The organism is Blastococcus sp. SYSU DS0669, from assembly GCF_054050895.1.
Window position 1 is genome coordinate 51,677 of record NZ_JBJHAE010000016.1, and the last position, 25,815, is coordinate 77,491.

At 76.0% G+C, this 25,815-nt stretch carries 27 protein-coding genes and 1 riboswitch; of the genes, 16 read left to right on the forward strand and 11 right to left on the reverse strand.

The window, feature by feature from the left end:
- Positions 1-42: 42 nt before the first annotated feature.
- On the reverse strand, positions 43-210 hold the full coding sequence (locus ACI792_RS15430) for a hypothetical protein (RefSeq protein ID WP_456582117.1): 168 nt from the start codon (positions 208-210) through the stop codon (positions 43-45).
- Positions 211-406: 196 nt separating this feature from the next.
- On the opposite strand from ACI792_RS15430, the gene ACI792_RS15435 reads away from it, so the two are divergent.
- Positions 407-937, forward strand: a complete 531-nt coding sequence (locus ACI792_RS15435) for a hypothetical protein (RefSeq protein WP_456603367.1) — start codon at positions 407-409, stop codon at positions 935-937.
- Positions 938-953: 16 nt separating this feature from the next.
- Here ACI792_RS15435 and ACI792_RS15440 read toward each other — a convergent pair whose 3' ends face one another.
- The gene (locus ACI792_RS15440) at positions 954-1,439 is read right to left on the reverse strand and encodes a DnaJ family domain-containing protein (protein WP_456603368.1); all 486 of its coding nucleotides are present in this window, start codon (positions 1,437-1,439) and stop codon (positions 954-956) included.
- Positions 1,440-1,477: 38 nt separating this feature from the next.
- Here ACI792_RS15440 and ACI792_RS15445 point away from each other — a divergent pair, with 38 nt between their 5' ends.
- The 3 genes from ACI792_RS15445 (at position 1,478) to ACI792_RS15455 (ending at position 5,028) form a co-directional block, all read left to right on the forward strand.
- On the forward strand, positions 1,478-1,999 hold the full coding sequence (locus ACI792_RS15445; protein ID WP_456582120.1) for an NUDIX domain-containing protein: 522 nt from the start codon (positions 1,478-1,480) through the stop codon (positions 1,997-1,999).
- A 108-nt stretch (positions 2,000-2,107) separates the two neighbouring features.
- A complete protein-coding gene (locus ACI792_RS15450) occupies positions 2,108-3,118 on the forward strand; it encodes an ATP-dependent DNA ligase (RefSeq protein WP_456603369.1) in 1,011 nt (336 codons plus the stop codon).
- Positions 3,119-3,186: 68 nt separating this feature from the next.
- Positions 3,187-5,028, forward strand: coding sequence for a diguanylate cyclase domain-containing protein (locus tag ACI792_RS15455; protein ID WP_456603370.1), 1,842 nt, complete (start codon positions 3,187-3,189; stop codon positions 5,026-5,028).
- 12 nt (positions 5,029-5,040) lie between these two features.
- Here ACI792_RS15455 and ACI792_RS15460 read toward each other — a convergent pair whose 3' ends face one another.
- The 6 genes from ACI792_RS15460 to msrA all read right to left on the reverse strand — a co-directional run bounded on the left by ACI792_RS15460 (position 5,041) and on the right by msrA (position 11,301).
- Positions 5,041-5,544, reverse strand: coding sequence for a MarR family winged helix-turn-helix transcriptional regulator (locus ACI792_RS15460; protein ID WP_456603371.1), 504 nt, complete (start codon positions 5,542-5,544; stop codon positions 5,041-5,043).
- A 46-nt stretch (positions 5,545-5,590) separates the two neighbouring features.
- Positions 5,591-6,610, reverse strand: coding sequence for an anti-sigma factor RsbA family regulatory protein (locus ACI792_RS15465; protein WP_456603372.1), 1,020 nt, complete (start codon positions 6,608-6,610; stop codon positions 5,591-5,593).
- Between the two features lie 184 nt (positions 6,611-6,794).
- A complete protein-coding gene (locus tag ACI792_RS15470) occupies positions 6,795-8,378 on the reverse strand; it encodes a methyl-accepting chemotaxis protein (protein WP_456603373.1) in 1,584 nt (527 codons plus the stop codon).
- 119 nt (positions 8,379-8,497) lie between these two features.
- On the reverse strand, positions 8,498-9,628 hold the full coding sequence (locus ACI792_RS15475; RefSeq protein ID WP_456603374.1) for a class I SAM-dependent methyltransferase: 1,131 nt from the start codon (positions 9,626-9,628) through the stop codon (positions 8,498-8,500).
- Between the two features lie 8 nt (positions 9,629-9,636).
- On the reverse strand, positions 9,637-10,554 hold the full coding sequence (locus tag ACI792_RS15480; protein ID WP_456603375.1) for a haloalkane dehalogenase: 918 nt from the start codon (positions 10,552-10,554) through the stop codon (positions 9,637-9,639).
- 93 nt (positions 10,555-10,647) lie between these two features.
- The gene (gene msrA, locus ACI792_RS15485) at positions 10,648-11,301 is read right to left on the reverse strand and encodes a peptide-methionine (S)-S-oxide reductase MsrA (protein ID WP_456582128.1); all 654 of its coding nucleotides are present in this window, start codon (positions 11,299-11,301) and stop codon (positions 10,648-10,650) included.
- A 138-nt stretch (positions 11,302-11,439) separates the two neighbouring features.
- Between msrA and ACI792_RS15490 the strand changes: the two genes are divergently transcribed.
- The 6 genes from ACI792_RS15490 to ACI792_RS15515 all read left to right on the forward strand — a co-directional run bounded on the left by ACI792_RS15490 (position 11,440) and on the right by ACI792_RS15515 (position 15,020).
- Positions 11,440-12,096 (forward strand): SRPBCC family protein, encoded by a 657-nt coding sequence (locus ACI792_RS15490; RefSeq protein WP_456603376.1) that lies wholly within the window; start codon positions 11,440-11,442, stop codon positions 12,094-12,096.
- Positions 12,097-12,495 carry an ArsR/SmtB family transcription factor gene (locus tag ACI792_RS15495; RefSeq protein ID WP_456603377.1) on the forward strand — a complete coding sequence of 133 codons (399 nt, stop codon included), beginning with the start codon at positions 12,097-12,099 and terminating at the stop codon, positions 12,493-12,495. It begins immediately after the preceding gene.
- A gap of 57 nt (positions 12,496-12,552) precedes the next feature.
- On the forward strand, positions 12,553-13,566 hold the full coding sequence (locus ACI792_RS15500; RefSeq protein WP_456603378.1) for an NADP-dependent oxidoreductase: 1,014 nt from the start codon (positions 12,553-12,555) through the stop codon (positions 13,564-13,566).
- Between the two features lie 40 nt (positions 13,567-13,606).
- Positions 13,607-13,816 (forward strand): hypothetical protein, encoded by a 210-nt coding sequence (locus tag ACI792_RS15505; protein ID WP_456582132.1) that lies wholly within the window; start codon positions 13,607-13,609, stop codon positions 13,814-13,816.
- The gene (locus tag ACI792_RS15510; RefSeq protein ID WP_456603379.1) at positions 13,813-14,499 is read left to right on the forward strand and encodes an alpha/beta hydrolase; all 687 of its coding nucleotides are present in this window, start codon (positions 13,813-13,815) and stop codon (positions 14,497-14,499) included. The genes ACI792_RS15505 and ACI792_RS15510 overlap by 4 nt, the downstream gene beginning before the upstream one ends.
- 134 nt (positions 14,500-14,633) lie before the next feature.
- Entirely contained in the window at positions 14,634-15,020 is a 387-nt protein-coding gene (locus tag ACI792_RS15515; RefSeq protein ID WP_456603380.1) for a rhodanese-like domain-containing protein, read from the forward strand.
- Here the strand turns inward: ACI792_RS15515 and ACI792_RS15520 are convergent.
- The gene (locus ACI792_RS15520; protein WP_456603381.1) at positions 15,004-15,495 is read right to left on the reverse strand and encodes a GNAT family N-acetyltransferase; all 492 of its coding nucleotides are present in this window, start codon (positions 15,493-15,495) and stop codon (positions 15,004-15,006) included. The two genes, ACI792_RS15515 and ACI792_RS15520, sit on opposite strands and share 17 nt — an antisense overlap.
- A gap of 16 nt (positions 15,496-15,511) precedes the next feature.
- Positions 15,512-16,315 (reverse strand): SDR family NAD(P)-dependent oxidoreductase, encoded by an 804-nt coding sequence (locus tag ACI792_RS15525; RefSeq protein WP_456603382.1) that lies wholly within the window; start codon positions 16,313-16,315, stop codon positions 15,512-15,514.
- A gap of 108 nt (positions 16,316-16,423) precedes the next feature.
- On the opposite strand from ACI792_RS15525, the gene ACI792_RS15530 reads away from it, so the two are divergent.
- The 6 genes from ACI792_RS15530 to ACI792_RS15555 all read left to right on the forward strand — a co-directional run bounded on the left by ACI792_RS15530 (position 16,424) and on the right by ACI792_RS15555 (position 22,124).
- The gene (locus ACI792_RS15530; protein WP_456603383.1) at positions 16,424-17,143 is read left to right on the forward strand and encodes a Mut7-C RNAse domain-containing protein; all 720 of its coding nucleotides are present in this window, start codon (positions 16,424-16,426) and stop codon (positions 17,141-17,143) included.
- Between the two features lie 98 nt (positions 17,144-17,241).
- Positions 17,242-18,537: an Nramp family divalent metal transporter gene (locus ACI792_RS15535; RefSeq protein ID WP_456603384.1), complete on the forward strand. Its 1,296-nt coding sequence runs from the start codon at positions 17,242-17,244 to the stop codon at positions 18,535-18,537.
- Between the two features lie 100 nt (positions 18,538-18,637).
- A riboswitch (TPP riboswitch) is annotated at positions 18,638-18,741 on the forward strand.
- Positions 18,739-19,362, forward strand: coding sequence for an ECF transporter S component (locus ACI792_RS15540; RefSeq protein ID WP_456603385.1), 624 nt, complete (start codon positions 18,739-18,741; stop codon positions 19,360-19,362). It overlaps the preceding riboswitch by 3 nt.
- 8 nt (positions 19,363-19,370) lie before the next feature.
- The gene (locus ACI792_RS15545; RefSeq protein ID WP_456603386.1) at positions 19,371-20,837 is read left to right on the forward strand and encodes an ABC transporter ATP-binding protein; all 1,467 of its coding nucleotides are present in this window, start codon (positions 19,371-19,373) and stop codon (positions 20,835-20,837) included.
- On the forward strand, positions 20,834-21,595 hold the full coding sequence (locus ACI792_RS15550) for an energy-coupling factor transporter transmembrane component T family protein (RefSeq protein ID WP_456603387.1): 762 nt from the start codon (positions 20,834-20,836) through the stop codon (positions 21,593-21,595). The genes ACI792_RS15545 and ACI792_RS15550 overlap by 4 nt, the downstream gene beginning before the upstream one ends.
- A gap of 106 nt (positions 21,596-21,701) precedes the next feature.
- On the forward strand, positions 21,702-22,124 hold the full coding sequence (locus ACI792_RS15555; RefSeq protein WP_456603388.1) for an ATP-binding protein: 423 nt from the start codon (positions 21,702-21,704) through the stop codon (positions 22,122-22,124).
- A 12-nt stretch (positions 22,125-22,136) separates the two neighbouring features.
- On the opposite strand, the gene ACI792_RS15560 is transcribed toward ACI792_RS15555, so the two are convergent.
- Positions 22,137-24,671, reverse strand: a complete 2,535-nt coding sequence (locus ACI792_RS15560) for a SpoIIE family protein phosphatase (protein WP_456603389.1) — start codon at positions 24,669-24,671, stop codon at positions 22,137-22,139.
- Between the last annotated feature and the right edge of the window lie 1,144 nt (positions 24,672-25,815).

Here is a 25,815-nt window from a genome sequence, read left to right on the forward strand (position 1 = left end):
CTCTCCGCCCCGTCGGGCGGGGCGGAGAGCGACGCGCCCGGCTCACGTCACCGGGTCGGTGGTCCCGGCCTCCGGCTTGGCCTGGTCGCCGGACTGGCCCTCGTCGCCCCCGGTGGACGTGTCCTGCTCGACGCCGTCCGGGGTGATCGGCGTCTCCTCGACCACGTTCTCGCGGGCCTCGTCGCGGTCGGTGCCTGGTACCTCGGTCATGCGGACCTCCTCGTCGGGTGGTCCGGCCCCTACCCCCGCCCGGCACCGCCGACGCGGGTTCCGCCAGGAGCGGACGCCGCATGACGAATGGACGACGGTCCGCCGTGACGCGCGTGAGCCCGAGCCGCTCCGGAAAGGCCTGGGGGGACGCACGCAGGGGAAGCCACCCCCGGAACACCGGCCAGGAGGACCGACCGTGTCACTGCCACTCCGCCCGCTCACCACCGTCGCCGCCGCCGCCTCGCTGGCCCTCTCCCCCCTCGCGCTCGCCGCCTGCGGGGACGACGCCACCGAGCAGGAGCAGACCAGCACCTCCATCGGGGAGGGGTCCGCGGAGGACCAGGGCTTCGACTACACCGAGGGCGACCGCGAGCCTGCCTACGAGGGTGCCTACGACACCCGGTTCCGCGACGTCATCGACGAGTTCCTCGGCGAGGACGTCGTCGTCTCCGCGTCGGTGGAGGCCGTCAGCAGCCCCGTGGCCTTCACCATCGCCGGCTTCGACGACGTGGGACTGCCGCCGCTCCTGGTGCTCGCCCCGCAGGGCGCCGAGGGCGTGGAAGAGGGCATGGAGCTGGAGGTCTCGGGGACCGTCCAGGGCACCTTCTCCCCCTCGACGGCCGAGGAGGACCTCGGTGTCGACCTGGACGACGACGCCCTCGCCGAGTTCGAGGGCGAGCCGTACCTGCTCGCCGAGGCCGTCGGCCAGGTCGTCGGAACCGGCTGACCGCGTGCCGCGCCGGTCAGCCGCTCCGACGCCACCAGCGGCGCCGGACCGCCGGCGCGGCCTGCTCGGCGGCCGCCGGCTCCGGCTCCGGGGCGGGTCGGGAGAGCCGCCAGCCCTCCACCAGCGCCTCGACGTCGGCCAGGCCGGGCACCGGCGACCACCGGCTGGGCTGCGGGGTGCGCCAGAAGGCCTCGACGCGGGCGTTGTAGTCCTCGGCCAGCGCCCGCACGGCCTCCTCGGTGGCCAGCCGGGCGGCGCGCTCGGGGAGCACGTCCCGCTCCCGGCGCAGCGCCAGGCCCGGGGGCAGCATCTCCGCGGTCTCGATGCCCTCGCGACGGGCCTTGGCGACGGCCCAGTCGTACGCGGTCGTCTCGCGCTCCAGGCCGGCGATCGGCTTGCCCGCGCCGTCCAGGCCGTCGAAGTCACCGCGCTCCCGGGCGCGGGCGATCTGGGTGTCCACCCAGGTCTCGAAGGAGACCCCGGGCGGCTTGCGCTCGGTCATCGCCGTCCATGGTCCACGTATCTGCCAGGCTCGCCACCATGCGGACGACGAGCAGCCGGGAGGTGTACCGCAACCCGTGGATCCGGGTGCGGGAGGACACCGTGGAACGCGCCGACGGATCCCGCGGCATCTACGGCGTGGTGGAGAGGCCCCACTTCGCCCTCGTGCTGCCCGCCGAGCGGGACGGCTTCTGGCTGGTGCAGCAGCACCGCCATCCGCTGGGCCGCCGCGCCTGGGAGTTCCCGCAGGGCACCTGGACGCACGGCGCGGAGGGCTCGGCCGAGGAGCTGGCCCGGGCGGAGCTCGCCGAGGAGACGGGGCTCCGCGCCGGCGCCCTGACCCACCTGGGGCACCTGGACCTGGCGCCGGGGCTCTGCACCCAGGAGTTCGACGTCTGGCTGGCGACGGAGCTCACGGCCGGCCCCACCGCCCGCGAGGTGACCGAGGCCGACATGGTGTCGGCGTTCGTGCCCGAGCAGGAGCTGCGGGCCATGATCCGCGACGGCCGCTTCACCGACGGGCCCTCCCTGGCCGCCTACGCCCTCCTGCTGCTCCGCTGAGGGCCCGCCGCGCCCGCGCCGCGACGCAGCGTGGTGACCGGCCCTCGAACGGGTGTGACCCGCTCCCGCCGGCGTGCGCGGCGCCCCGCCCACCAGCAGGCTGTCCGGGTGCCCCTGTCCGTGCCCGGCCTGCCCGCGCTGCCGCCCGAGCTCGCCGGGCCGGTCGCCGTGGAGCTGGCCAAGCCCGTCCGGGACATCCCCGCGCCGCCCGCGCTGAGCGGTGGGTGCCGGTACGAGCCCAAGTGGGACGGCTACCGGCTGGTCGTCGTGCGCGACCGCGGCTCCACGCGGCTGTGGTCCAAGCAGGGGCGTGACCTCACCGACCGGTTCCCCGACGTCGCCGCCGCCGCGCTCGCCCAGGTGCCCGCCGGGACCGTCGTCGACGGGGAGGTCGTCGTGTGGCACGACGACCGGCTGGACTTCGGGCTCCTGCAGCGGCGCATGGTGGCCTCCCCCGGGCGCATCGCGGCGCAGGCCGCCGCCGCGCCCGCCTCCTACGTCGCCTTCGACCTGCTCGCCGCCGGCGGGGAGGACCTCCGCGGCCGGACCTTCACCCGCCGCCGGGCCGCCCTGGAGGAGCTGGCCGGCCGCTGGGCCCCTCCGATGCAGCTCTCGCCGGTGACCGCCGACCCCGCCGAGGCGCGGCGGTGGTTCGACGACTACCGCCCGGCCGGCGTGGAGGGCCTGGTCGTGAAGGGGGCCGCGAGCCGGTACGCCCCCGGCCGCCGCGAGTGGCTCAAGGTCAAGAGCTGGGAGACGACCGAGGTGCTGGCCGGCGGCGTCATCGGCCCGGTCGAGCGGCCGAGCCAGCTGGTGGCCGGCCGGTACCGCGACGGCGAGCTCGTCGTCGTGGGCCGCAGCAGCCCGCTCTCCCCCGCGCAGTCGGCCGAGCTGGCCGCCGTCCTGCGCCCCGCCGGCCCGGACCACCCCTGGCCCGAGCGCATCGGCACCGGCCGCTTCGGCGGCGGCCGCCTCGCCGTGCCCCTCACCCGCGTCGAGCCGACCGCCGTGGTCGAGGTGAGCGCCGACGCGGCCCTGCAGGCCGGGGTGTTCCGCCACCCGCTGCGCTTCGTCCGGGTGCGCCCCGACCTCCGCCCCGAGGACCTCCCCGGCGTCTGACCTGCACCGGGCCCCCCTCGTGTGGGTGGGGTCGTCAAGGAGCGCGGTCCCCGTGCCGATGGGTTCGCGTGACCGGCCCCGACACCCCGACCGCCCGCGCCGCCTGGCTCCACGCGGCGCTGGTCGTGCTGGTGATCGCGCTGGTCGTCACCGTCGTCCCGGACGGGCCGTGGCGCCCGGCCGCCGAGATCGTCCTGTACGCCCTGGGACTGGCCGGGGTGCTGACCGCGCTGAGGCGGCACCGCACCCCGCTCGTCGTCGCCTGGTCGGGACTGGCGGCCGGGCTCGCCCTCTTCGCGCTGAGCTGCATCGCCGACGTCGCCGCGCTGGCCGGCGTGGCCCCCCGCATCAGCGCGCCGCTGGAGTCGGTCCTCGACGTGGCCGCCTACGTGGCGGTCGGCCTGGGAGCCGTGGGCGTGGTCCGCGGCGGCCGACGGCGCCGCGACTGGGCGTCCTGGACCGACACCCTCACCCTCCTGCTGGCGGCCGGCCTCATCCTGCTCGCCGTGCAGGGGGACCGGCACGCGCACCGGGCCGACCTGGTCGAGGTCAACGTCGGGACGCCGCTGCTCACCGCCGTCCTGCTCGTCGTCTGCGTGCCGCTGGCGCTCACCCGCGGCCGGACGGTCACCACGACGGCGCTGTTCACCGCAGCCGCGTTCGCCGTGGCCGCGTACGGCGGCGCCATCCTCACCGGCTCCACGCCGCGGGCCTCCGCCGTGCTCGACCCGGTCTCCCTCCTCCCCCTCGCCGCGCTCTGCCTGGCCGGGCGGCACCCCTCGGTCGCCGCCCTCGGCCCCGGCGCCGCCCCCGGCCGGGACACCACCTTCGGCCGGGTGGTCGCCGTGGGCGCCGTCCTCCTCGTCAACCCCGCCGTGCTGGTCCTGTGGACGGTGGACCACGGTGCCGTCGGTCACCTCCTGGGTGCGGGCAGCACGCTGCTCACCGGGCTGGCCCTGTGGCGGCTGTTCGCCCTGAGCCGGGAGCGGGAGCGCACCCGGGCGGCGCTGGCCGAGAGCGAGGAGCGCCTCCAGCTCCTGCTCGAGAACGCCGCCGACGTCATCGCCATCGTGGACGCCGCGGGCGCGGTCGCGTACATGAGCCCGGCGGTCCAGTCGCTGCTCGGTCGCCCCCCGGCGGACTACGTCGGGCGCGACGCCATCTCACTGGCCGATCCCCGCGACCAGCCGCGCCTCCAGGCCGCCGTCTCCGCGGCCAGCCGCACGGCAGGCGGCGGCTCCGGCGTCGTGGACACCGACATCCGCGTGCAGCACAGCTCGGGTGGCACCCGCTGGGTGGAGATGCGCATCAGCGGCCGGGTGTACGCCGTCGGCATCGAGGGCTGGGTGGTGAACTTCCGCGAGGTCACCGACCGCAAGCTCTTCGAGGAGGAGCTGCGCCGGCAGGCCACCACCGACCCGCTCACCGGGCTGCTCAACCGGACCGCCTTCAACGAGCGGCTGGCCGCCGCCACCGCCGACGCCGACCCCGGCGCCTGCCCCGGGGTGCTGTTCGTCGACGTCGACGACTTCAAGGCCGTGAACGATACCCTGGGCCACGCCGCGGGGGACGAGCTGCTGCTGGCCGTCGCCGCCCGGCTCTCCGCCGACGTGCGAGGCGAGGACGTGGTCGCGCGACTGGGCGGCGACGAGTTCGCCCTCCTGCTGGCCGACGCCGACGGGAGCCGCCTGCGCGACGTCGCCGACCGCCTGCTGACCGCGTTGCGCGAGCCGGTGCGGGTGGGGTCCCGCACGATCACCGTGACCGCGAGCATCGGCGGCGCGCTCGGGGGCGCCGGCTGCACGGCCGAGGAGCTGCTGCACCGCGCCGACACCGCGATGTACGCCGCCAAGCGCACCGGCAAGGACTCCCGCGCCCTGCTGGGCGCGGTCGAGGAGGCGCTGCCCTGACCCGCACGGGGGTCAGGGCTGCTGCGGCACCCGGCCCAGGTTGACCAGCAGGCGGCGCAGCAGGTCCGCCAGCTGCTCCCGGTCGCCCGACGGCAGCGCCTCCAGCAGCCGCCGCTCGGTCTCCAGGTGGTCGGGCAGCGCCGCGTCGAGGGCGGCCCGCCCCGCGTCGGTCAGCGTGACGACGACGGCCCGCCCGTCGGCCTCGCTGCGCTCGCGGGTGATCAGTCCCCGCTCCTCCAGCCGGTCCAGCCGCTGGGTGATCGCGCCGGAGGTGACCAGCGCCGTGCGCATGAGCGCGGTCGGCGTGAGCTGGTAGGGCGCCCCGGCCCGCCGCAGGGCCGCCAGGACGTCGAAGGAGGGCGCGTCGAGGCCGTGGCGGGCGAATGTGGCCCGCTGGGCGAGGTGGACCTCGCGCTGGAGCTGGGTGATGCGCCCGACGATCCCCATCGGCGAGCAGTCGAGGTCCGGACGCTCCCGGGCCCACTGCTCGAGGATCAGGTCGACGGCATCCTCCACGTCGCTCACCGTAACGGCCCGGACCGCTCCGCCGGACCGGCGCGCATCACCGCAGCCGGGAGCTCAGCCGGACGGTGAAACCCTCCGGACCCGGCAGGAGGTCGACGTGGTCCCACAGCTTGCGGGTGAGCCACAGCCCCATGCCGCCCTGGGCGAGGTCGACGCCGTGCGCCGGGCGGAAACCCGGGAAGGGGACGTCGGTGCCGCCTCCCTGGTCGGTGATGGCGCACACCAGCCGCTCGCCGTCGGCCCACACGCGTGCCGAGACCGGGCGGGCGCCGTGCCGGAAGGCGTTGCTGGCGATCTCGCTGGCGGCGAAGTGCAGGTCGGCGGCCTGGTCCGGATCGGGCACGTGCGCGTGGATCACCGACCGCAGCAACCGGCGGAGCTCGACGAGGGACGGGGCGTCGTCCACGGCCAGCGCGGGGGCGACGTCCTCCACCGGCTCGCGCGGGACCGGCAGCCGCCGGGCGTAGTCGGCAGGCTCCTCGAAGGCCTCGCTCGGGGTGAGCCCGCTGCCGGTGAGCAGCCAGGGGTGCGTGGCGGCCGCGCCGGCCAGCACCTCCGGGGCCAGCTCGCGGCGGTCGAACAGGCACAGCCCCGACACCGGCCGGGCGGCGAGCAGCAGGTTCACGGCGGCCTCGTAGCGCAGGCCCTCCCGCCAGTTGCGCGGCGCGGGCCCGAACCGGACCTGCCCGGCGAAGCGCAGCCGCCCCGAGCCGGTGCCCTGCGCCCGCCGCACGAGGTCGTGGCTGGCGGCGACGGCGTCGGGCACGGTCGCCTCGAGCAGGCACAGCCGGGCGTCCTGCTCGACGGCCCCGGCCCGCTCGCCGAGCGCCCCGCTGATCAGCGCCGTCGTCGCCGGGGGGCAGGAGAGCACGACCAGGTCGTCGGCGCGCAGCCCCTCCTCGAGGTAGGGCAGGGTCGCGGCCAGCAGCTCGTCGTCGGAACCGACCAGCGCGGCGACGTGCGAGACGCCGCCGGGAGGGACCGTCGGCTCCGGCCGGGCAGCCGGATGGGCCGGAACGGCGGCCGCAGCCACGCCCTCGCCGATCACCCGCGCCATCCGGTCTCCCGCAGCCTCGGACCGGAGCGATCCCGGCCGACTGGTTGAGCATTCTGCGACATCGTCGGCCACGTCCTGCAGGAGGGCGCGGCGAACGCCGCGTGTTCACCCCTCGGGGTCGCTCGCCGCACCCCGGGCACACCGGGTGGCGGTGGGGTCGCACCCCACCGCCCGCCCGGCGGTGTCAGTTCTGGAACGCCCCCGCCACGCTCCGCAGCTCGCCCGACATGCGGACCAGGTCGTCCGCCGCCGCCTGCATGGCGGCGACCCCCGTGGAGGTCTCCTGGGCGCCACGGGCGACCTCGGCGACGGTGCCGGCGATGGACCGGCCGCTCTCGGCGGCGTCCCCGATGGACCGGCTCATCTCGTTGGTGGTGGCGGTCTGCTCCTCGACGGCCGAGGCGATCGTCGTCTGGTAGTCGTTGATCTCCGCGATGATCGCGGTGACACCGCCGATCGCCCGGACGGCGCTGCCCGTGTCGGTCTGGATCGCCTCGACCCGCTTGGCGATGTCCTCGGTGGCCTTCGCCGTCTCCTGCGCCAGCTCCTTGACCTCGTTGGCCACCACCGCGAAACCCTTGCCGGCCTCCCCGGCACGAGCGGCCTCGATCGTGGCGTTCAGCGCCAGCAGGTTCGTCTGCTCGGCGATGCTGGTGATCACCTTCACGACGTTGCCGATCTCCACCGAGGACTCCCCCAGCTTGGCCACGGTCGCCGTCGTCGTCTCCGCGGCCGAGACGGCGCTGCCGGCGATGCGGGCGGCCTCGGCGGCGTTGTGCGCGATCTCCCGGATGGACGCACCCATCTCCTCCGCGCCCGCGGCGACCGCCTCGATCCCGCTGCTGACCTCCCGGGTGGCGCGGGTGACGTCCTCGGCCTGCACCTGCGAGCGGTCGGCCGTGCCGGCGATCGACTCGCTGGTCGACGACAGCGTGCGGGCGGCCTCCTCGAGCATCTGCGAGGCCTGGCCGACCTCGCTGACGACGCCGGAGACCCGCCCCAGCGTGGTGTTGACCGCCGCGGCCAGCTGGTCCAGCTCGGTCCGGCCGGCGCCCTCGTCGAGGCGGCGCTGCAGGTCCCCGGTGCTCAGCACCTCGGTCATCTCCCGCAGCGGCCGGTTGATGCTCCGGGACACCACCAGCGACAGGGCAACGATGAGCACGCTGACCGGCACCGCCCAGAGCGCCATGGCGACCAACTCCGCGCGGAACGCGCCGTCGAGGTCGGCGACGTAGATCCCGGAGCCGATGACCCAGCCCCAGGGCTCGTAGCCGGTGACGAAGGAGATCTTGGGCTGCGGCTCCTCCTCGCCGGGCTTGGGCCACAGGTAGTCGACGAAGCCGCTGCCCTCGGCCTCGACGACCTCCACGAACTCCACGAACAGCTTCTTGCCGTCGGGATCCTCGTTGGCCGACAGGTCCTGACCGTCGAGCTCGGGCTTCATCGGGTGCATGACCATGCGGGGGGTCATGTCGTTGATCCAGAAGTACTCCTCCCCGGAGTACCGCAGCCCGCGGATCCCGGCGGCGGCCGCCGCCTGGGCCTCCGCACGGGTCAGCTCGCCGGCCGCCTCCTGCTCGCCGTAGTGGGCGACGACGCCCAGCGCGGCCTCCACCGCCACCCGGGCCTGGTTGCGCTGCTCCTCCTCGATGGTCGCGCGCACGTGCAGCGCGCCGATCACGGCGATCGTCGCCATCCCGATCACCGCAACGAGCACCAGCGTCATCAGACGGGTGCTCACCTTCACGCGGCGCAGTCGCCCGGTCATCGAAACTCCTTCGGTCGGATCCCTCCCTCCCGTGGTCGGGCCGCGGAGGTGGGGATCAACCCGAAGGGGCGTACCGATGCCGGGCCGTGACGCCAGCCACCACTCGCGCCCCGCCCGCCTCAGCGGCGCACGGAGACCGTCACCGTGAACTTCGGGTCCCGCCCGGTGACCCGCGTCGGCCCGACCACCCGGTTGAGCGCCGGGCGGTAGCGCAGCGCCGAGTTGTAGACCGTCCAGAGCTCGCCGCCGGGCCGCAGCATCCGGGTCGCCGCCACGAACAGCCGGTCGGCGGCGGTCGTGACCACCGCCGCGCCCACGTGGAACGGCGGGTTGCAGACCACGAGGTCCACCGAGCGGTCGGGCACAGTCGCGCCGGCGTCGTCGCGGCGCACCTCGATGCGGTCGGCGACACCGTTGGCGGCCGCCGTCGCCACGGCCGAGGCGACGGCGGCGGCGGACTGGTCCACGGCCAGGACCCGGAGCTCCGGCCGGCTCCTCGCGAGCAGCGCGGCCAGCACGCCGGTGCCGCAGCCGAGGTCGACGGCGGTCCGCGCGTCAAGGGCCATCTCCGGGAGCGCCCGCAGCAGCGCGCGGGTCCCGACGTCGACCTTCGTCCCGGCGAACGCGGCGCCGTGGGCGCAGACGGTCAGGCCGAGGTCGGGGTGCTCCTGGCGCCGGGGGAAGGACGTCGGCCGCGGCCGTGGCCCGCGGGCCACCAGCACCCGGGACTTCTGCCGGGCCAGGCTCGCCTGCACCTCGTCGAACGAGTCCCGGAGGACGTCGTTCATCGCGTGCGTCATGTGCTTGACCCGGCCGCCCACCAGGACGGTGACGTCCGGGGCCGCGGACCCGGCGACCACCTCGGCGATCTCCCGGAGCGCGTCGAGCCCCTTGGGGGCCTTGACCAGCACCACCCGGGCGCCCGCCGCCAGCCCGGGACCCAGCGGCAGCGAGCGGTGGCGGCCCGGGAGGCCGACGCGCTCGGCGTTGGCGGCCAGCGCCCGCTCCCCCACCAGCAGGTCCTGGCCCACCCGCACGCCGGTCAGCCCGTGCCGGGCGGCGAGCCCCAGGGCGAGCGCTCCGTAGGAGTCGTCGACGACGGCGACCTCGTCGGGACCGCAGCCGGGGACGAGGTCGGCCGCGAGGTCGAGCAGCAGCCGGTCGGTCGCGTCGACGGCGACCAGGTCGGGGGCCTCGACGTCCGGGGTGCGCCGGAGCGCGCCGAGGACCTCGTCGGTGTCGAGCGCCACGCCGGCCCTCAGCGGCGGGGCGTGGCGGCGACCAGGTCGGCCACGACCCGCGCGAGCTCGGGGCCGACGTCCTCCTGCAGGAAGTGACCGCCGCCGGCAAGCGTGGTGTGCGCCATCCCGCGGGCGCCGGGCACCAGCTTCTGGAACACCCGCTCGCCCCCGCCGGTGATCGGGTCGCCGTCGGAGAACGCCGTGAGGAACGGCTTCTCCCAGCTCATCAGCACCTCCCAGGCCGCGCGGTTGGCCGCGGCCGCCGGGTCGTCGGGCGACGTCGGCACCAGCGCGGGGAACTGCCGGGCGCCGGCGGTGTACCGGTCGTCGGGGAAGGGGGCGTCGTAGGCCGCGACCACCTCGGGGGCGAGCCCGCCGACGGTGCCGTTGCCGACGATGCGGCCGATGTGGAACTCGGGGCTCTCCTGCGAGAACCGCTGCCAGGCGAGGAACGCCTCGCTCATCTTCTGGTCGCCGGTGGGCAGGCCGGTGTTGGCGACGACGACCCGGGCGAACCGGTCGGGGTTCTCGGCGACCAGCCGCAGCCCGATCAGCCCGCCCCAGTCCTGGCAGACGAGGGTGAGGTCGCGCAGGTCGAGCTCGTCGAGCAGCGCCTGCCGCATCCACCCGACGTGCCGGGCGTAGCTGTAGTCGTCGCGGGAGACCGGCTTGTCGGAGCGGCCGAACCCGACCAGGTCGGGCGCCACGACGCGCAGGCCGGCGTCGACGAGCACCGGGATCATCCGGCGGTAGAGGAACGACCAGGACGGCTCGCCGTGCAGCAGGAGCACCGTCTCGCCGTCGGCCGGGCCCTCGTCGACGTAGGCCACCCGCAGCCGCCCGCCCTCGCCGTCGTCGACCTCGACGTAGCGGGGCTCGTACGGGAAGTCGGGCAGGTCGGCGAAGCGCTCGTCGGGCGTGCGGAGGGTCTCCATACCCCCAGTCTTACCGGCGGTGGGGGACGTGCTGGAACGGCCCCCTGCAAGGCCCGCCACGAGCCTGCGAGTGGTGGGGGCAGGGGTCCTCTCTCAGACGCCGGGCAGTCCCACCGGGCAGGAGACGCCGGTCGAGTGCACCGGGCAGTAGCCGTTCGGCACCTTGTAGAGGTACTGCTGGTGGTAGTCCTCGGCGTAGAAGAACTCGCCCAGGGGCGCGATCTCGGTGGTGATCTCCCCGTACCCGGCCGCCTTCAGCCGCTCCTGGTAGGCGTCGCGGGTGGCCAGGGCCGCCTTCTCCTGCTCCGGCGAGGCGTAGTAGATCGCCGAGCGGTACTGGGTGCCGACGTCGTTGCCCTGCCGCATGCCCTGGGTCGGGTCGTGGTCCTCCCAGAACGCCTTGAGCAGCTGCTCGTAGGAGGTCACCGCCGGGTCGAAGACCACCAGGACGACCTCGGTGTGCCCGGTCCGCGCCGAGCAGACCTCGTCGTAGGTCGGGTTGGGGGTGTGCCCGCCGGCGTAGCCCGCCGCGGTCGAGTAGACGCCGGGCAGCTGCCAGAACACCTTCTCCACGCCCCAGAAGCACCCCGCGCCGAAGACGGCGGTCTGCATGCCCTCGGGGAAGGGCGGCTGGATGCGGTTGCCGTTGACGGCGTGCGTCTCGGGGACGTGGGGCAGCGGCTGCGCGCGGCCCGGCAGCGCGTCCTCGGCCGACACCGGCTGGGTCTTGGACCGGGAGAAGAGCATGACCCCACTCTAGGTCGGTCGTGCAACACCGATCCCGCCCCCAGCAGGGCGTCCGCCAGCGCGCGCAGGCCTTGCCGGGGGCCCGGGTGCGGCGCTACGGTCCTTGTATAAGTTGATGCTTATGGAGAGAGGGACGCCATGACCACCATCGACCCCGTCTCGACGGCCGGCCTGGTCACCCGTGAGGTGCGCACCGGCTCCCGGGGCGGCGCCCCGACGCGGATCGCCGTCGCCCGGCGCACCTACCGGGCCGCCCGCGCCGACGTCTGGGGCGCGCTGACCGACGCCGAGCGGCTCCCCCGCTGGTTCCTGCCGGTGAGCGGGGAGCTGCGCCCGGGGGGCCGCTACCAGCTCGAGGGCAACGCCGGCGGGGTGGTCGAGAGCTGCCAGGAGCCCGAGTCGTTCGCCGTCACCTGGGAGTTCGGCGGGAGGGTCTCCTGGCTGCGGGTGCACCTCGCGCCGTCCGACGGCGGCACCACCCTCGAGCTGGTGCACGAGGCGCCGGTGGACCCGGAGTTCTGGGCGCAGTTCGGGCCGGGGGCGGTGGGCGTGGGCTGGGACCTGGCGCTCATGGGTCTGGGCCTGCACCTGGAGAGCGGCGGCCCGGTCGACCCCGAGCTCGCGGCGACGTTCACCCTGACGCCCGAGGGGGCGGAGTTCACCCACCGGGCGGCCGCCGGGTGGGCCGAGGCCGCGGCCGCCGACGGCGACGACCCCGCCGCCGCGCGGGAGGCGGCCGACCGTACGGTGGCGTTCTACACGACCCCGCCGTCCGAGGATGCCGCCGGGAGCTGAGTGAACGGGACCTTCGAGGCGCTGGGGGACCGCACCCGCCGGCAGATCCTGGAGCTGCTCTCCACCGGGGAGAAGCCGGCGGGGGCGATCGTCTCGGGCCTGCAGCGGACCGCGCCGATCTCCCAGCCCGCCGTCTCCCAGCACCTGCGGGTGCTGCGGGAGGCCGGGCTGGTCACGGTGCGCGCCGAGGGCACCCGCCGGCTGTACGCCCTCGACCCGGCCGGGGTCGTGGCGGCCCAGGCCTGGCTGGTGGCGCTGGCCGATCCCCTGGCCGCCTTCGCGCAGCCCCTCGACGCGCTGGCGACCGAGGTGGCCCGGGGGCAGCGGGCCCGGCGGACGGTCCCGGGGATACCGGGGGCCGCGGAGAGCGACGACCCCGGTGGCCATCGGGCGGGCTGATCACCACGAGCTCGTCGCGGTCGGCGCACGCACCCACCGCCCGGCAGGATGGGCCGCATGCCGATCACGACCCGCGAATGGCAGCTGGCGGCCCGCCCGCACGGTGAGCCCACCCCCGACGACTTCCGGCTCGTGGAGCTCGAGCACCCCGACCCGGCCGAGGGGCAGGTCGTCGTCCGCATGCTGGTGATGTCCGTCGACCCCTACATGCGCGGCCGGATGAACTCCGGGAAGTCCTACGCGGCCCGCTGGGAGATCGGCGAGACGATGAGGGGCGGCGCGGTCGGCCGGGTCGTGGCCTCCCGCTCGCCCGCCGTCCCCGAGGGCGCGCTCGTGCTCGCCGACGCCGCCTGGCGCGACGTCGCCGTCCTCGACGCCGCGCACGTCCGGGTGCTGCCCGAGCTGCCCGGCATCCCGCCGAGCTACCACCTCGGCGTGCTGGGGATGCCCGGGTTGACCGCCTGGGCCGGGCTGTTCCGGCTCGCGGAGTTCCGGGAGGGCGACACCGTCTTCGTCTCGGGCGCCGCGGGCGCGGTCGGGAGCCTGGTGGGCCAGTTCGCGAAGCTGTTCGGCGCCGCGGCGGTCATCGGCAGCGCCGGGACGCCGGAGAAAGTGCGCTGGCTGACCGAGGAGGTGGGGTTCACCCGCGCCTTCGACTACCACGACGGCCCGGTGGCCGAGCTGCTCGCCGGTGCCGCGCCCGACGGCATCGACGTGTTCTTCGACAACGTCGGGGGCGAGCACCTCGAGGCCGCCATCGGCGCGTTCAACCAGTTCGGCCGGGGCGCGCTGTGCGGCGCGATCTCCGGCTACAACGCCACCGAGCCGGCGCCTGGGCCGCGCAACATGTTCATGATGGTCACCAAGAAGCTCAGCCTGCGCGGGTTCATCGTCGGCGACCACGCCGACCTGCGGGACGAGTTCACGACGAAGGTCACCGGGATGGTCACCTCCGGGGACCTCGTCGTCCGCGAGACGGTGCGCGAGGGCCTGGAGAACGCCGTCGACACCTTCCTCGACCTCCTGCGCGGCGGGAACACCGGCAAGATGGTGGTGAAGCTCGCCGACTGACGCCGGTTCCCGCCGGGCGGGACGGGGCAGAGCAGGGAGCATGTGGCTCTTCCTCACCCGCCGGCTGCGCATGTGGCTGATCCTGACCGTGCTCGTCCCGCTGGCCACCGGCCTGCTGCGCCGGCTGGGCCGTGCCCTCGAGCGGCGCCGCGGGCCGTCGACCGTGAGCAACGCCCTGCTGAAGGCCGGTGACCTGGGCGACCGGGCCCGGGCGACCCTGGGCGGCGGCCGCCGATCACGCCGGGCGTGACCGAGCCGGCCCTGGAGACCCGGCCGGCGACCGGCCGGCCCGCCGCGGTGGCGCTGTTCTGCCACGGCGGGACGGTGGCCAGCGTGGAGCCGCCCCGCGAGCGGGCGCTGTCGCTGGTGCGCATGCGCGCGATGGAGCAGTTCGTCTCCGCCGCCGGCACCGAGCGGGGGCTCACCACCTGCCTGCTGCGCTACCGGGTGGCCGGCTGGAACGGGGCCGCCGCCGACGCCTACGCCGACGTCCGGTGGGCGCTGGACCGCATCCGCGCCGAGCACGGCGACCTGCCCGTCGTCCTGGTCGGGCACTCGATGGGCGGCCGGGCGGCGCTGCGCGCGGGCGGGCACGACGGCGTCGCGGCGGTCTGCGCCCTCGCGCCCTGGACGCCGCCCGGTGAGCCGGTCGGCCACCTGCGCGACCGCACCGTCGCGATCCTGCACGGCCGGGGCGACCGCTGGGTCCCCGCCCAGCTCTCGGCGCAGTTCGCGGTGCGGGCCCACCACGCGGGCGCCCGGGTCGCGCGGTTCACCATCGCCGGGGGGCACAGCATGCTGCGGTCGGCGCACCGGTGGCACGGGTTCGCCCGCGACGTCGTCCTCGCCGGCACGGGGCTGGCGCCGCTGCCGCCCGGTCTCGCCGGAGCGCTGGACCGCCCGGCACCCGAGGGGCTGGGCGTCCCGCTCTGAGGTGGGCAGGTCCGTTGCGGTCGTCGGCAGGACCGGACCTCGTCCGCTCGGGCGGAGGCCCTTAGCGTCGGCCCGGTGATGGACGGAGCACCGACCCCGCCGAGGCCGCCGCCCACTTCGCCCGCCGGCTGGCCGTGGAGACCGACGTCAGCGACGTGCACGCCGCCCTCGAGTCGGGGTGGCCGGGCTTCGTCCTGGTCGACAGCCGCAGCACCGCGGCGTGGGAGCAGGGGCACGTGCCGGGCGCGGTGCACCTGCCGGGCGCCGAGATCCCCGACCGGGCGCCCGCCGAGCTCGATCCCGCGGTCCCGGTGGTGACCTACTGCTGGGGGCCGGCCTGCAACGGCGCCACCCGTGCAGCGCTCCGGCTGGCGCTGCTGGGTTACCGGGTGCGGGAGATGATCGGCGGGTTCGAGTACTGGGCCCGGGAGGGCCTGCCCGTGGCGGGGCCGGACGGTGTGCACCGGCCCGCCGTCGACCCGCTCACCGCCCCGTCCCCCGGCGTCAGCTGCGGGTGCTGAGGGCCTGCGCCGGGTCGTCGTCCAGCCGAGCCCACAGCAGCTGGTCGTGCGTGCGGCCGTCCCCGTAGCGGAAGCAGCGGCGCAGCCGGCCCTCGTGGATGAAGCCCGCCTTCTCGGCGCCCCGGCGCGAGGCGGTGTCATCCACCGCGTGGCAGAGCTCGATCCGGTCGACCGGCAGCGCGGCGAACGCCCACCGGCAGACGGCGTCGACCGCGGCGGCGGCCAGCCCGCGGCCGCGCGCCGCCGGCACCGTCCAGGAGCCGATCTGCGCGTCGCCTGCAGCCGGTCGATGGTCCATCCGCCGGCCGAGGAGCACCAGGGCATCGGTGCGCGGGGCGATGACGCCGCCGTTCCACCCACGGATCTCCCGGTCCCGGGACTGCCAGAGGACGTCGACGTCGTCCTCGCGCCAGGGCCGCAGCAGCGAGCCGCCCACCGGCAGCTCGGACGGCTGCAGCGGTCCCGCCGTGATCATGATCCCGATCGGGGGCTCACCCCTCCGCCGAACCCGGGGCCGTCATCGGCTTGTGGCTCTTGCCGGCGATCGAGTCGGGCATGAGCGCCGAGAGGCGGCCCATCAGCTTGCTGCTCACCGAGCCGGCGAAGACCGAGGTCTCGCCCTTCATCAGCCCCTCGAACCCCTGGCGGGCCACCAGCGCGGGGTCGTCCTTGCTGTCGCTGGCGCCGAGCTTGGTGTCGGTGAGGTCGGCGCGGTCGAAGAACTCGGTGTCCGTGGGGCCGGGGAGCAGAGCGGTGACGGTGACGCCCGTGTCGGTGAGCTCCTCGCGGAGGCCGAGCGCGAGGAACTGCACGAACGCCTTCGTCGCGGAGTACACGGCCTGGAAGGGCTCCGGCGCCTGCGAGGCCACCGAGGATGTGAACAGGATCCGCCCCTCCCCGCGGGCCACCATGTCCTGCGCGACCCGCTTGGCCAGGTGCATCGTCGAGATGCAGTTCAGCTCCACCATCCCGATCTCGGCGTCGAGGTCGGTCTCGACGAACCGCCCGCCGACGCCGACGCCCGCGTTGAGGGCGGCCGCGTCCAGGGGCCGGCCGGAGCCGCGCACGGCCGCGACGACCTTCTCGACCTCCCCGCGGACGGTCAGGTCGGCCCGGATGGGCGAGACCGCGGCCCCGCGCTGGCGCAGCTGCAGGGCCGCCGCGTCCAGCTCGGAGTCCTCGGCGACGACCACGAGGTCGAACCCGTGCTCGGCGAACTGCTTGGCCAGCTCCAGCCCGATGCCGCTGGACGCACCGGTGACGAGGGCGAGGGGTCGGGGCGTTGCGTCGGACACGGGACCTCCACGGGGTACGAACGGCGGACGGCACCCCCGTGCCCAGATCCGCACGGGCGCACTCCTGGCCGCGTGTCGGCAGCGGTCCCGTGGGGGTAGCCCCCGCCCGTGCAGGTGCACGTGCGGCCGGCCCCGGACCTGCGGTGGCTGCTGGCCCCGCGGTACCGCTCCGCCGGCGAGCGCCCGCTCCCGTTCGACCCCGACGCGACGGTGGGCCACCTGGTGCAGGCGGCCGGGATCCCGCTGACCGAGGTGGGGGCGATCCGGGTGGACGGCGCCGCGGCGACGGCCTCCGGACGCGTCTGCCCCGGCGCGGTCGTCGGGGTCGACCCGGTGCCGCGGCCGGTCGCCGTCCCGCCGGGCGGCTTCCTGCTCGACGTCGGGCTGGGCGCCCTCGCCCGGCGGCTGCGGCTGCTCGGGCTCGACGCCGCGTGGTCGAACGACGCCGACGACCCCGGGCTGGTCGCGCGGGCGGTGGCCGAGGACCGGGTGCTGCTCACCCAGGACCGGGGCCTGCTCATGCGGCGGGCGCTGACCCACGGCGCGCTCGTGCGCGGCGCCGGGCCCGACGCCCAGCTCGCCGACGTCCTCGACCGGTTCGCCCCGGCACCGGCCCCGCTCACCCGGTGCACGGCCTGCAACGGCGTGCTCCAGCACGTGCCCAAGGAGGAGGTGGCCGAGCAGCTGCAGCCGGGGACCCGCCGCAGCCACGAGGACTTCTCCCGGTGCGCCGCCTGCGGGCGGGTGTACTGGCGTGGCGCCCACGCCGCCCGCATCGACGCCCTCGTCCAGCGCGCCCGGCGGACGTGCCGGGACAGGCAAGGCTGACCTTGGCCCCAGGGGGCCACGGGTCGGCCCCGGCGTGACACGAGGGGCGGGCAGGAAGCAGGCGACCACCCAGCCCCGGATCAGCCTGCGAGGCCGCCGTGTACCTGTCGAAGACCGAGGCCGCCGTCCTGCCGACGACGCTCCGCGCCCCCGCGCACCGCACCCCCCGCACCGATCCGGCCCGCCGCCGGCTGTGGACGATGCTCGGCCCGGCCTTCGTCGCCGCCGTCGCCTACGTCGACCCCGGCAACTTCGCGACCAACTTCTCCAGCGGCGCGGCGTTCGGGTACACGCTGCTGTGGGTCATCGTCGCGGCCAACCTCATGGCGATGCTCATCCAGTCGCTGACGGCGAAGCTCGGGCTGGCCACCGGCCGCGACCTGGCCACCCTCTGCCGGGAGCGCTTCCCCCGGCCGGTCACCTGGGGGCTGTGGCTGCAGGCGGAGGCGGTGGCCATCGCGACCGACCTGGCCGAGATCGTCGGCGGTGCGGTGGCGCTGTACCTGCTCTTCGGGGTGCCGCTGCCGATCGGCGGCGTGATCACCGCGGCGGTCGCCTTCCTGCTGCTGGCCGCGCAGTCCCGCGGGTACCGGCCGTTCGAGCGGGTCATCACCGGGCTGCTGCTCGTGGTGGGGCTGGGCTTCGGCTACACGCTGCTCGGGTCCGGGGTGGACCCCGGCGGGCTGGCCGACGGCATGGTCCCCTCCTTCGAGGGCGCCGAGAGCGTGGTGCTCGCCACCGGCATCCTGGGCGCCACCGTGATGCCGCACGTGATCTACGTGCACTCGGCCCTCACCCCCGGCCGCTACGGCGACGCCGTGACCGCCGGCCGCACGCGGGAGGGCCGGGGCCGGCTGCTGCGCGCCCAGCGGCTCGACGTGCTCCTCGCCATGGGGGTGGCCGGGCTGGTCAACGCCGCGATGCTGGTCATCGCCGCCCAGCTGTTCACCAGCGACAGCGGCGTCGACAGCCTCGAGGGCGTGCACGCCGGGCTCGGCGACCAGCTCGGCACCGGCGCCGCGCTCGCCTTCGCCCTCGCGCTGCTGGCCTCCGGCTTCGCCTCCTCCTCGGTGGGCACGCACGCCGGGCAGGTCGTCATGGCGGGGTTCCTCAAGCGGCACATCCCCGTGCTCACCCGCCGGCTGATCACCCTGGCCCCGGCGCTCGCCGTGCTGGTGCTGGGCGGGGACCCGACGACGGCGCTGGTCTGGTCGCAGGTCGTGCTCTCGTTCGGCATCCCGTTCGCCCTGGTGCCGCTGCTGTGGCTGACCAGCCGGCGCGACCTCATGGGCGGCTGGGTCAACCGCCGCACCACCACGGTGGCCGGCAGCGTCGTCGCCGTCCTGATCATCGGGCTCAACGCCCACCTGATCGGCGGCCTGCTCTTCGGCTAGGCCCTCCGCGATCATGGCGCGGGGACCACGGGATCCAGCCCGCCCGTGGTCTGCGCGCCATGATCGCGGTGGTCTACGCTCGGTGGCACAACTGAACACCCATCAACAGCAGGGGAGCGCTTCGGCGCTGAGAGTGCGGGACACCGCAGACCCTCGAACCTGATCCGGGTCATGCCGGCGCAGGGAGTCTGGAGGAAAGACATGGCCGAACCGGCCGTCCGCCCGTCGTCCGCGAACACCGGGCGGGAGCGCCCCGCCGTCCGGTGGCGCACCGTCGACATCGTCGTCACCGCCGTCCTGGGCGTCGCCTTCGGCGTCGTCTTCTGGGCCTGGAACCTGGTGTTCGGCGTGCTCGCCGAGCCGCTGGACTTCTTCCCGCCGCTCTCGGCGGTCCTCAACGGCGTCTACCTCATGCCCGGCGTGGTCGCCGGGCTGCTGGTGCGCAAGCCCGGGGCGGCGACGTTCGCCTCCACGCTCGCTGCCGCGGTGAGCCTGCTGATGGGCTCCCCCTACGGCGGCATCATCGTCGTCTACGGCCTGGTGCAGGGTCTGGGGGCCGAGCTCGGCTTCCTGCTCACCCGCTACCGCAGCTTCGGCTGGGGCACCGCGCTGCTGGCCGGCGTCACCGCGGGGCTGTCGACGGCGGTCCTCGACAACGTCCTCTACTACAGCGAACTGGGCTTCCTGACCTTCCAGGTGCCGTACACCGTCTTCACGGTGCTCTCCAGCGTGCTGCTGGCCGGCGTCGTCGGCCTGCTGCTGGTGCGTGCGCTGGCCCGCACGGGGGCGCTCGGCGCCTTCGCGTCGGGCCGCGAGCGGGTCTGACGCGGCGGGTGCCCAGGAGGACCTCCCGGGACGCCCTGCCACTGCTCCCCCCGGCGAGCAGCGGCGGGGCGCCGGGCGCGCACGGCCCGTCGCGGGTCGTCGCCTGGGGGCTCGGCGTCCGGCACGCCTCCCGCCGGGCCTGGGCGATCACCGACGTCGACCTGGTCGTCGAGCCCGGGGAGCGGGTGCTGCTCACCGGCGCCTCCGGGGCGGGCAAGTCCACGCTGCTCGCCGCGCTCGCCGGGATCCTCGACGACGAGGGCACCGAGGTCACCGGTGAGCTCACGGTCGGCGGCACCTCCCCCCGGGCGGCGCGGGACCGGCTGGGCCTGCTCGCGCAGGACCCCGACAGCCAGCTGGTCATGACCCGCGCCGGCGACGACGTCGCCTTCGGCCTGGAGAACGCCGGCCTGCCGCCGGGGGAGATCTGGCGGCGGGTCGACGAGACGCTGGCCGCCGTCGGCTTCCGGTACGGCCGCGACCGGGCGACGCAGGCGCTCTCCGGCGGGGAGAAGCAGCGGCTGGTCCTGGCCGGGGCGCTGGCCCGTCGTCCCGGGCTGCTGCTGCTCGACGAGCCCACCGCGCAGCTGGACCCGGAGGGGGCGGCGCTGGTCCGCGATGCCGTCGCGCGGGCCACCGCCGACCGCTCGGCCACCGTGCTGGTCGTCGACCACGACGCCGCCCCGTGGCTGCCGCTGGTCGACCGGGTGGTGGAGCTGGTGCCCGGGGGGCTGGTCGCCCACGGTCCGGGCTGGCGGCCCACCCCGCGGACGGCCGGGCTGCGGCTGCCGCCCGCGCTGGACGGACCGGTCCTCCTCACCGCCGACGCCGCCGGCTACACCTACCGGGGCGCGGGTCGGCCCGCCCTGCTGCCGACCGACCTGACGTTGCGTGTCGGCCGGGTCACCGCCGTCACCGGTCCGAACGGGAGCGGGAAGTCCACCCTCGCGCTCCTGGTGGCCGGGCTGCGGGCGCCCACCACCGGGCGGGTGTCCGCCGCCGCGGAGCTGGCCGCCGGCACCCGCCGGGACGAACCGGCCCCGCACCGCTGGCGCGCCGGGGAACTGGTCAGCCGGATCGGCACGGTGTTCCAGCACCCCGAGCAGCAGTTCCTGACCGGCCGGCTGCGCGACGAGCTGGCGCTGGGGCCGCTGCGCTCGGGCGGCCACGCCGAGGCGGCCCGCCGCACGGCCGAGGAGCTGCTCGAACGGCTGGGGCTGACCGCGTTCGCCGACGCGAACCCCTACACGCTCTCCGGCGGGCAGCAGCGCCGGCTCTCCGTGGCGACCGCCCTGGCGACCGCGCCGCGGGTCCTCGTGCTCGACGAGCCCACCTTCGGCCAGGACGCCGGCACCTGGCGCGAGGTGGTGACGCTGCTGGCCGAGCAGCGGGCGCGGGGCTGCGCCGTCGCGACCGTCACCCACGACGCCGATCTCGTGACCGCGCTCGCCGACGACCGGGTGGCGCTGGGATGACCGCCTCGCTCGCGCTCGGGCCGGCGCCGGACACCGCGCTCTCCCGCATCAACCCGGTGGCCCAGCTGACCGCGATGGCCGTCGTCACCCTGGTGCTGCTCACCAGCCTCGACGTGGTCACCCCCGCGATCGTCGTGCTGTTCGAGCTGGCCCTCTTCCCCGCGGCCGGGCTCACCTCCGCCCACGCCGTCTGGGTGCGCACCTGGCCGATGCTCTTCGGCGCGGCCGGCGTCGGGCTGGTCAACGTCTGGCTGGCCGAGGACGCCTCGCTGGTCACCGGCGTCGGGCTCGCGCTGCGGGTGGTCGGCCTGGCCCTCCCCGGCGTGCTGCTGGTCGCCAGCACCGACCCGGTGCGGCTGGCCGACGCGCTCACCGTGCACTGGCGGGTGTCCCCGCGCTTCGCGTTCGGCGCGCTCGCGGCGCTGCGGCTGGCGCCGCTGCTGGTCGCCGAGTTCGAGGCGCTGCGCCTGGCGCGGCGGACCCGCGGGGTGGAGGCCGGGCGCAACCCGGTGGCGCGGGTGCGGCTGCTGGCCGGCATCGGCTTCGCACTGCTCGTCGGCGCGGTCCGGCGGGGCTCCCGCCTGGCGACGGCGATGGACGCGCGCGGCTTCGACTCCGGCATCCCCCGCAGCAACGCCCGCGGTTCGACCCTGCACCGGCGCGACGCCTGGTTCGTCCTCGCGGCGGTGCTGGTGTGCGCCCTCGCGGTCACGGTCAGCGTGCGGACCGGTCACTGGTCGCCGATCTTCGTCGGCTAGCCCTGTGATCTCGCCTACACGAGGTTTGACGGACCCGGCGCGCGCTCATACCTGACGGTCAGGCCTTGCCGCGATCGGTGGGCCGGCGATCGAGGAGAGCACAGGCGTGACAGGGCAGGCGGCCGGCACGATCTGGCCGTCGGCGTACCCGCCTGCGGCCGAGCCGGTCCTCACCTGGCGCCTGCGCGACGTCGCCGAGCTGCCCCGGGTGCGGGCGCAGGTCCGCGCCCGCATCACCGGCTCCGGCGTCGACGACCTCGTCGACCGGCTGGTCCTCGCCCTCGACGAGATGGCGTCCAACGCGCTGCGCCATGGCGGCGGCGAGGTGCGGGCGGCCCTCCGCACGGCCGGTGACGGCTACCTGCTCGAGGTCACCGACCAGGCACCGCAGACCCCGCCGACGCCGGCCGTCGGCCGGGATCCCAGCCGTGGCGGGCTCGGGCTCTACCTGATCGCCGAGCTCGCCGCCGAGCACGGCTGGTACGTCGAGGCGGACGCGAAGCACGTCTGGGCGCTGCTGCCGCGCTGAGGGCCCGCGCGGTCAGCCCTGGGTGTGGAGCCGGACGGCGACGAGGGCGACGTCGTCCTGCAGCCCCTCCGGGCGCAACCGCTCCAGCAGGGCGTCGCACAGCTCCGGGAGCGGCCGGCCGGCCAGCTCGGCCAGCGCCGAGCGCAGCCGGGCGGTGCCCTCGTCGAGCGAGAGGTCGCGGCCTTCGACCAGGCCGTCGGTGAACAGGAGCAGCGTCGTGCCGCGCGGCACCGTCACGACCGTCTCGGTGCGGCGCGTGGCCGGCTCCACCCCGAGCATCAGCTCGGCCCGCTCGCCGGCCAGCTCCTCGATCCGGCCGTCCGGCCGCAGCACCAGCGGCGGCGGGTGGCCGGCGTTGGACCAGCGGAGCCGGGTCAGACCCGCGGCCCGCTCCTCGTCGCTCTGCTCGACGCGGACGACCGCGGCGGTGGCCAGGGTCCCCATGCCCAGCCCCCGGATGGCGAGGTCGAGGTCGGTGAGCACCCCGGCCGGGCCGATGTCGCGGTAGGCGATGCCGCGCAGCATGCCCCGGAGCTGCCCCATGGCCGCGGCCGCCGCGGTGTCGTGCCCGACGACGTCGCCGATGACCAGCACCGTCGCGCCGGAGGGCTGCAGGAACGCGTCGTACCAGTCGCCGCCGACCTCGGCGACCGCCATCGCCGGGTGGTAACGCGCCACGATCTCGGAGTGGTCGGGTTGCGGCGGCGCGGTGAGCAGGCTGCGCTGCAGCCCCTCCGCGAGCCCGCGCTGCTGCTCGTAGAGCCGCGCGTTGTCCAGCGCCAGCGCCACCCGTCCGGCGACGTCCCGCGCCGTCGCGACGTCCTCCTGGTCCGGCAGCGGCCGGTCGGCGGAGCGGTAGACGCTGAGCGCCCCGAGGGTCCGGCCCCGTGCCGAGAGCGCCAGCGTGATCGCCGACCGGGGCGCCAGCTGCCAGAACACGTCGCTGACCTCACCGGCGGGCAGGGTCTGCCCCACGGCCGCGCCGACGTCGGGCACCACGAGCACCTGCCCCGAGGCCAGCGCCCGCAGGATCGGGGCGTCGGGCGGGATCGAGGCCAGCCGCAGGCCGGCGTAGCGGCGGACGACCTCCCGCAGCTCCGGGTCCCGGTGCCAGCTGGCGACGTCGCGCATCCGGCCGTCCTCGTCGGCGAGGCTGAGGATCGCCCAGTCGCCCAGCTCCGGCACCAGCAGCTCGGCGACCCGCTGCAGCGCCTCCTCCTCACGTGGCCGGGTGTCCAGCGACGCCGACATGGCCGTGGTCGTGTGCGCGACCAGCGCGAGGCGGGTGGCGCTGCGGCGGGCGTGCTCCTCGGCCGCCCGCCGCTCGGTGACGTCGAGGAAGGAGACCGACAGCCCGTCGGGCGTGGGCCAGGCACGCACCTCGAACCACGCCTCCAGCGGCTGCGGGTAGTAGGCCTCGAAGACCTGCTCCTCCCCGGTCGCCACCGCGGCCCGGTAGTACCGCTCGAAGTCGCTGCCCACGGCGGCCGGGAAGAGCTCCCAGATCACCCCGCCGATCAGCTCGTCGCGGGAGGCGCCGAGCACCCGCTCGGCCTCGGCGTTGACGTAGGTGAAGCGCCAGTGCCGGTCCACCGAGAAGAAGGAGGCCTTCATCGCCTCCAGCAGGCGGGCGATCCGGACGTCCTCCTGGCGTTGCGGCGTCGTGTCGAAACCGGCGCCCAGCAGCCGTACCGCGGTCCCGCCGTCGTCGGAGACCGCCCGGCCCCGGCCCCGTACCCAGCGGGTGCCCCCGGTCGGTAGGACGACGCGGAACTCGGCCTCGTAGTCACCGCGCCCGTCGATGGCCGCCTGGAGGGCCTCGGTCGTCCGCTCCCGGTCGTCGGGGTGGACACGGGAGACGAAGGCCTCGATCGTCTCGTCGAACTCCGGCCGCGCGTAGCCGAACAGGTCCAGCATCCGGTCGTCCCAGAGGAGCCGCCCCGTCGAGAGGTTCCAGTCGAAGCTGCCGATACCGGCGGCGTCGATGGCCAGCTCGAAGCGGACCCGGTGGGCCTCGTACTCCGCCGTGAGCGCCATGAGCTGGAGCTCCGTGCTGACCGAGTCGGCGAGCTGGCGCAGCAGGGCGATGTCGCGCTCGCTCCACTCCCGCGTCCCGGGCTCGTACGCGCAGAGCGCGCCGATCGGCTCCCCACCCGCGGCCCGCAGCGGGATGCCGAGGTAGGCGCCGACCTTCCCGGACCGGACGGGGCTGCGATCGGCCAGCCGTTCGTCGCGGGCGGCGTCCGGCACGACGAGGCAGTCGCCCTCGGCCACGGCGACGGCGCACAGCGAGTGGGAGACCGGCAGCCGGGCGCCGATCCCACCCGGTGGCAGCCCGGTGCCGGCGACCGCCGTCTGCACCTCGCCGACGAGCGAGACCTGGACGGAGGCGCAGTCCAGCAGCCGGGTCGCGAGGTCGGTGAGCCGCTGGAGGCTGCGGGAGCCGAGGGCCTCGGGGACCAGCCGGCGGACCAGCTCGACGCGGCTCCCCGTGCCGGGCACCGCACCGGGGCGGGCCGGCCCGTCGGGGAGCTCGGCGGCGGTCACGTGGGTTCTCCTCCACAGACGGTCCGCGGGTGGCCGACGACACGGTGGTTCCGGGCACGGCAGAGGAGGAGAGCCTGTCACACCGGTGCGCCCGACACGTGTACCCCGTTCGCGGGAACCGGCGGCCGGGGCGGGCGCCCGCGCGGGGACCGGACCGGTCAGGGGTCCGGCCCGCTCGTGCGGGCGCCCGCCGTCCGGCGGGAGAGAGCGGACGGCGTCACCCGTCCACCGGCGCGTGCCCACGGTTCCCGCGGCGTCGTCCTGGGCGTCGTCCGGAGCACCGGGCCGGGGACCGGGGACCGCGGCCCCGGGCGACGTCGGCACCCTTGCCGGCCGGGAGGGCCGGTGGCCCGCCACGCCGCAGCCGGCCAGGTCCCGGCCGGTCAGAGACCCGGGCGGTCGCGGAGGGACCGCGCCGCCGGGTACCGGCAGGGGCCTGTCGTCCACCGCGCCGGACGGTTCGCAGGACCCGCGGTCCCCCGCCGTCCGCGATCCGTGCCTCCCTGGAGGGCCCGCGCGCTGCGTGCGGGAGCAGCAGCCGGGCGGGAGGTCGAGGCCGGATCGGTGGAGCGGAGAGGTCTGCGGGTGCCCGGAGGAGGCACCGTCGGGGGATGGGCCAGGTGCGGCCGAGGTCGGCCGAGGGGGACGTGCTCGAGGGCCGGGTCGACGGTCCGCGACCACCCGGGGAAGAGGGTGGCCGGTGCCGGCGGGCTCGACGGGAGAGCGGAGGACGGCGTGCCGCGGCTGTCGCCGAGGTCGCGCTGCAGGGTCAGCCTGACGCGGAGGGCGCCGGGCGGGAGTGCGACGAGGGCGCCCGCGGGGTCGACGGCTCCGGGCAGGAGCCGCTCGCGGGCTCGGTTCGTCGTGGGGAGCCCCGGACGGGGGCCGGATCACCCCGCGCCCCGGCTCCACCGGATCCCTGCGGAGATCGCGGTGCCGGCACCCGGCGGGCCGGTGGCAGCGGTGCGAGGACGCGGACCGGGATGGACGGCGGCGTGGACCGCGCCCCGTACCGACCCGGGGACGGCCAGTCCCGCGGTGGACGCCGGCCGGCGCGTGACCGGCTCGGTGCCGCGGGGTCCGTGGAGCCCGGGTGGGGAGTGGGACGGGCGGTCGCGTCAGGTGCGGCCGTACCGGTTCGCGA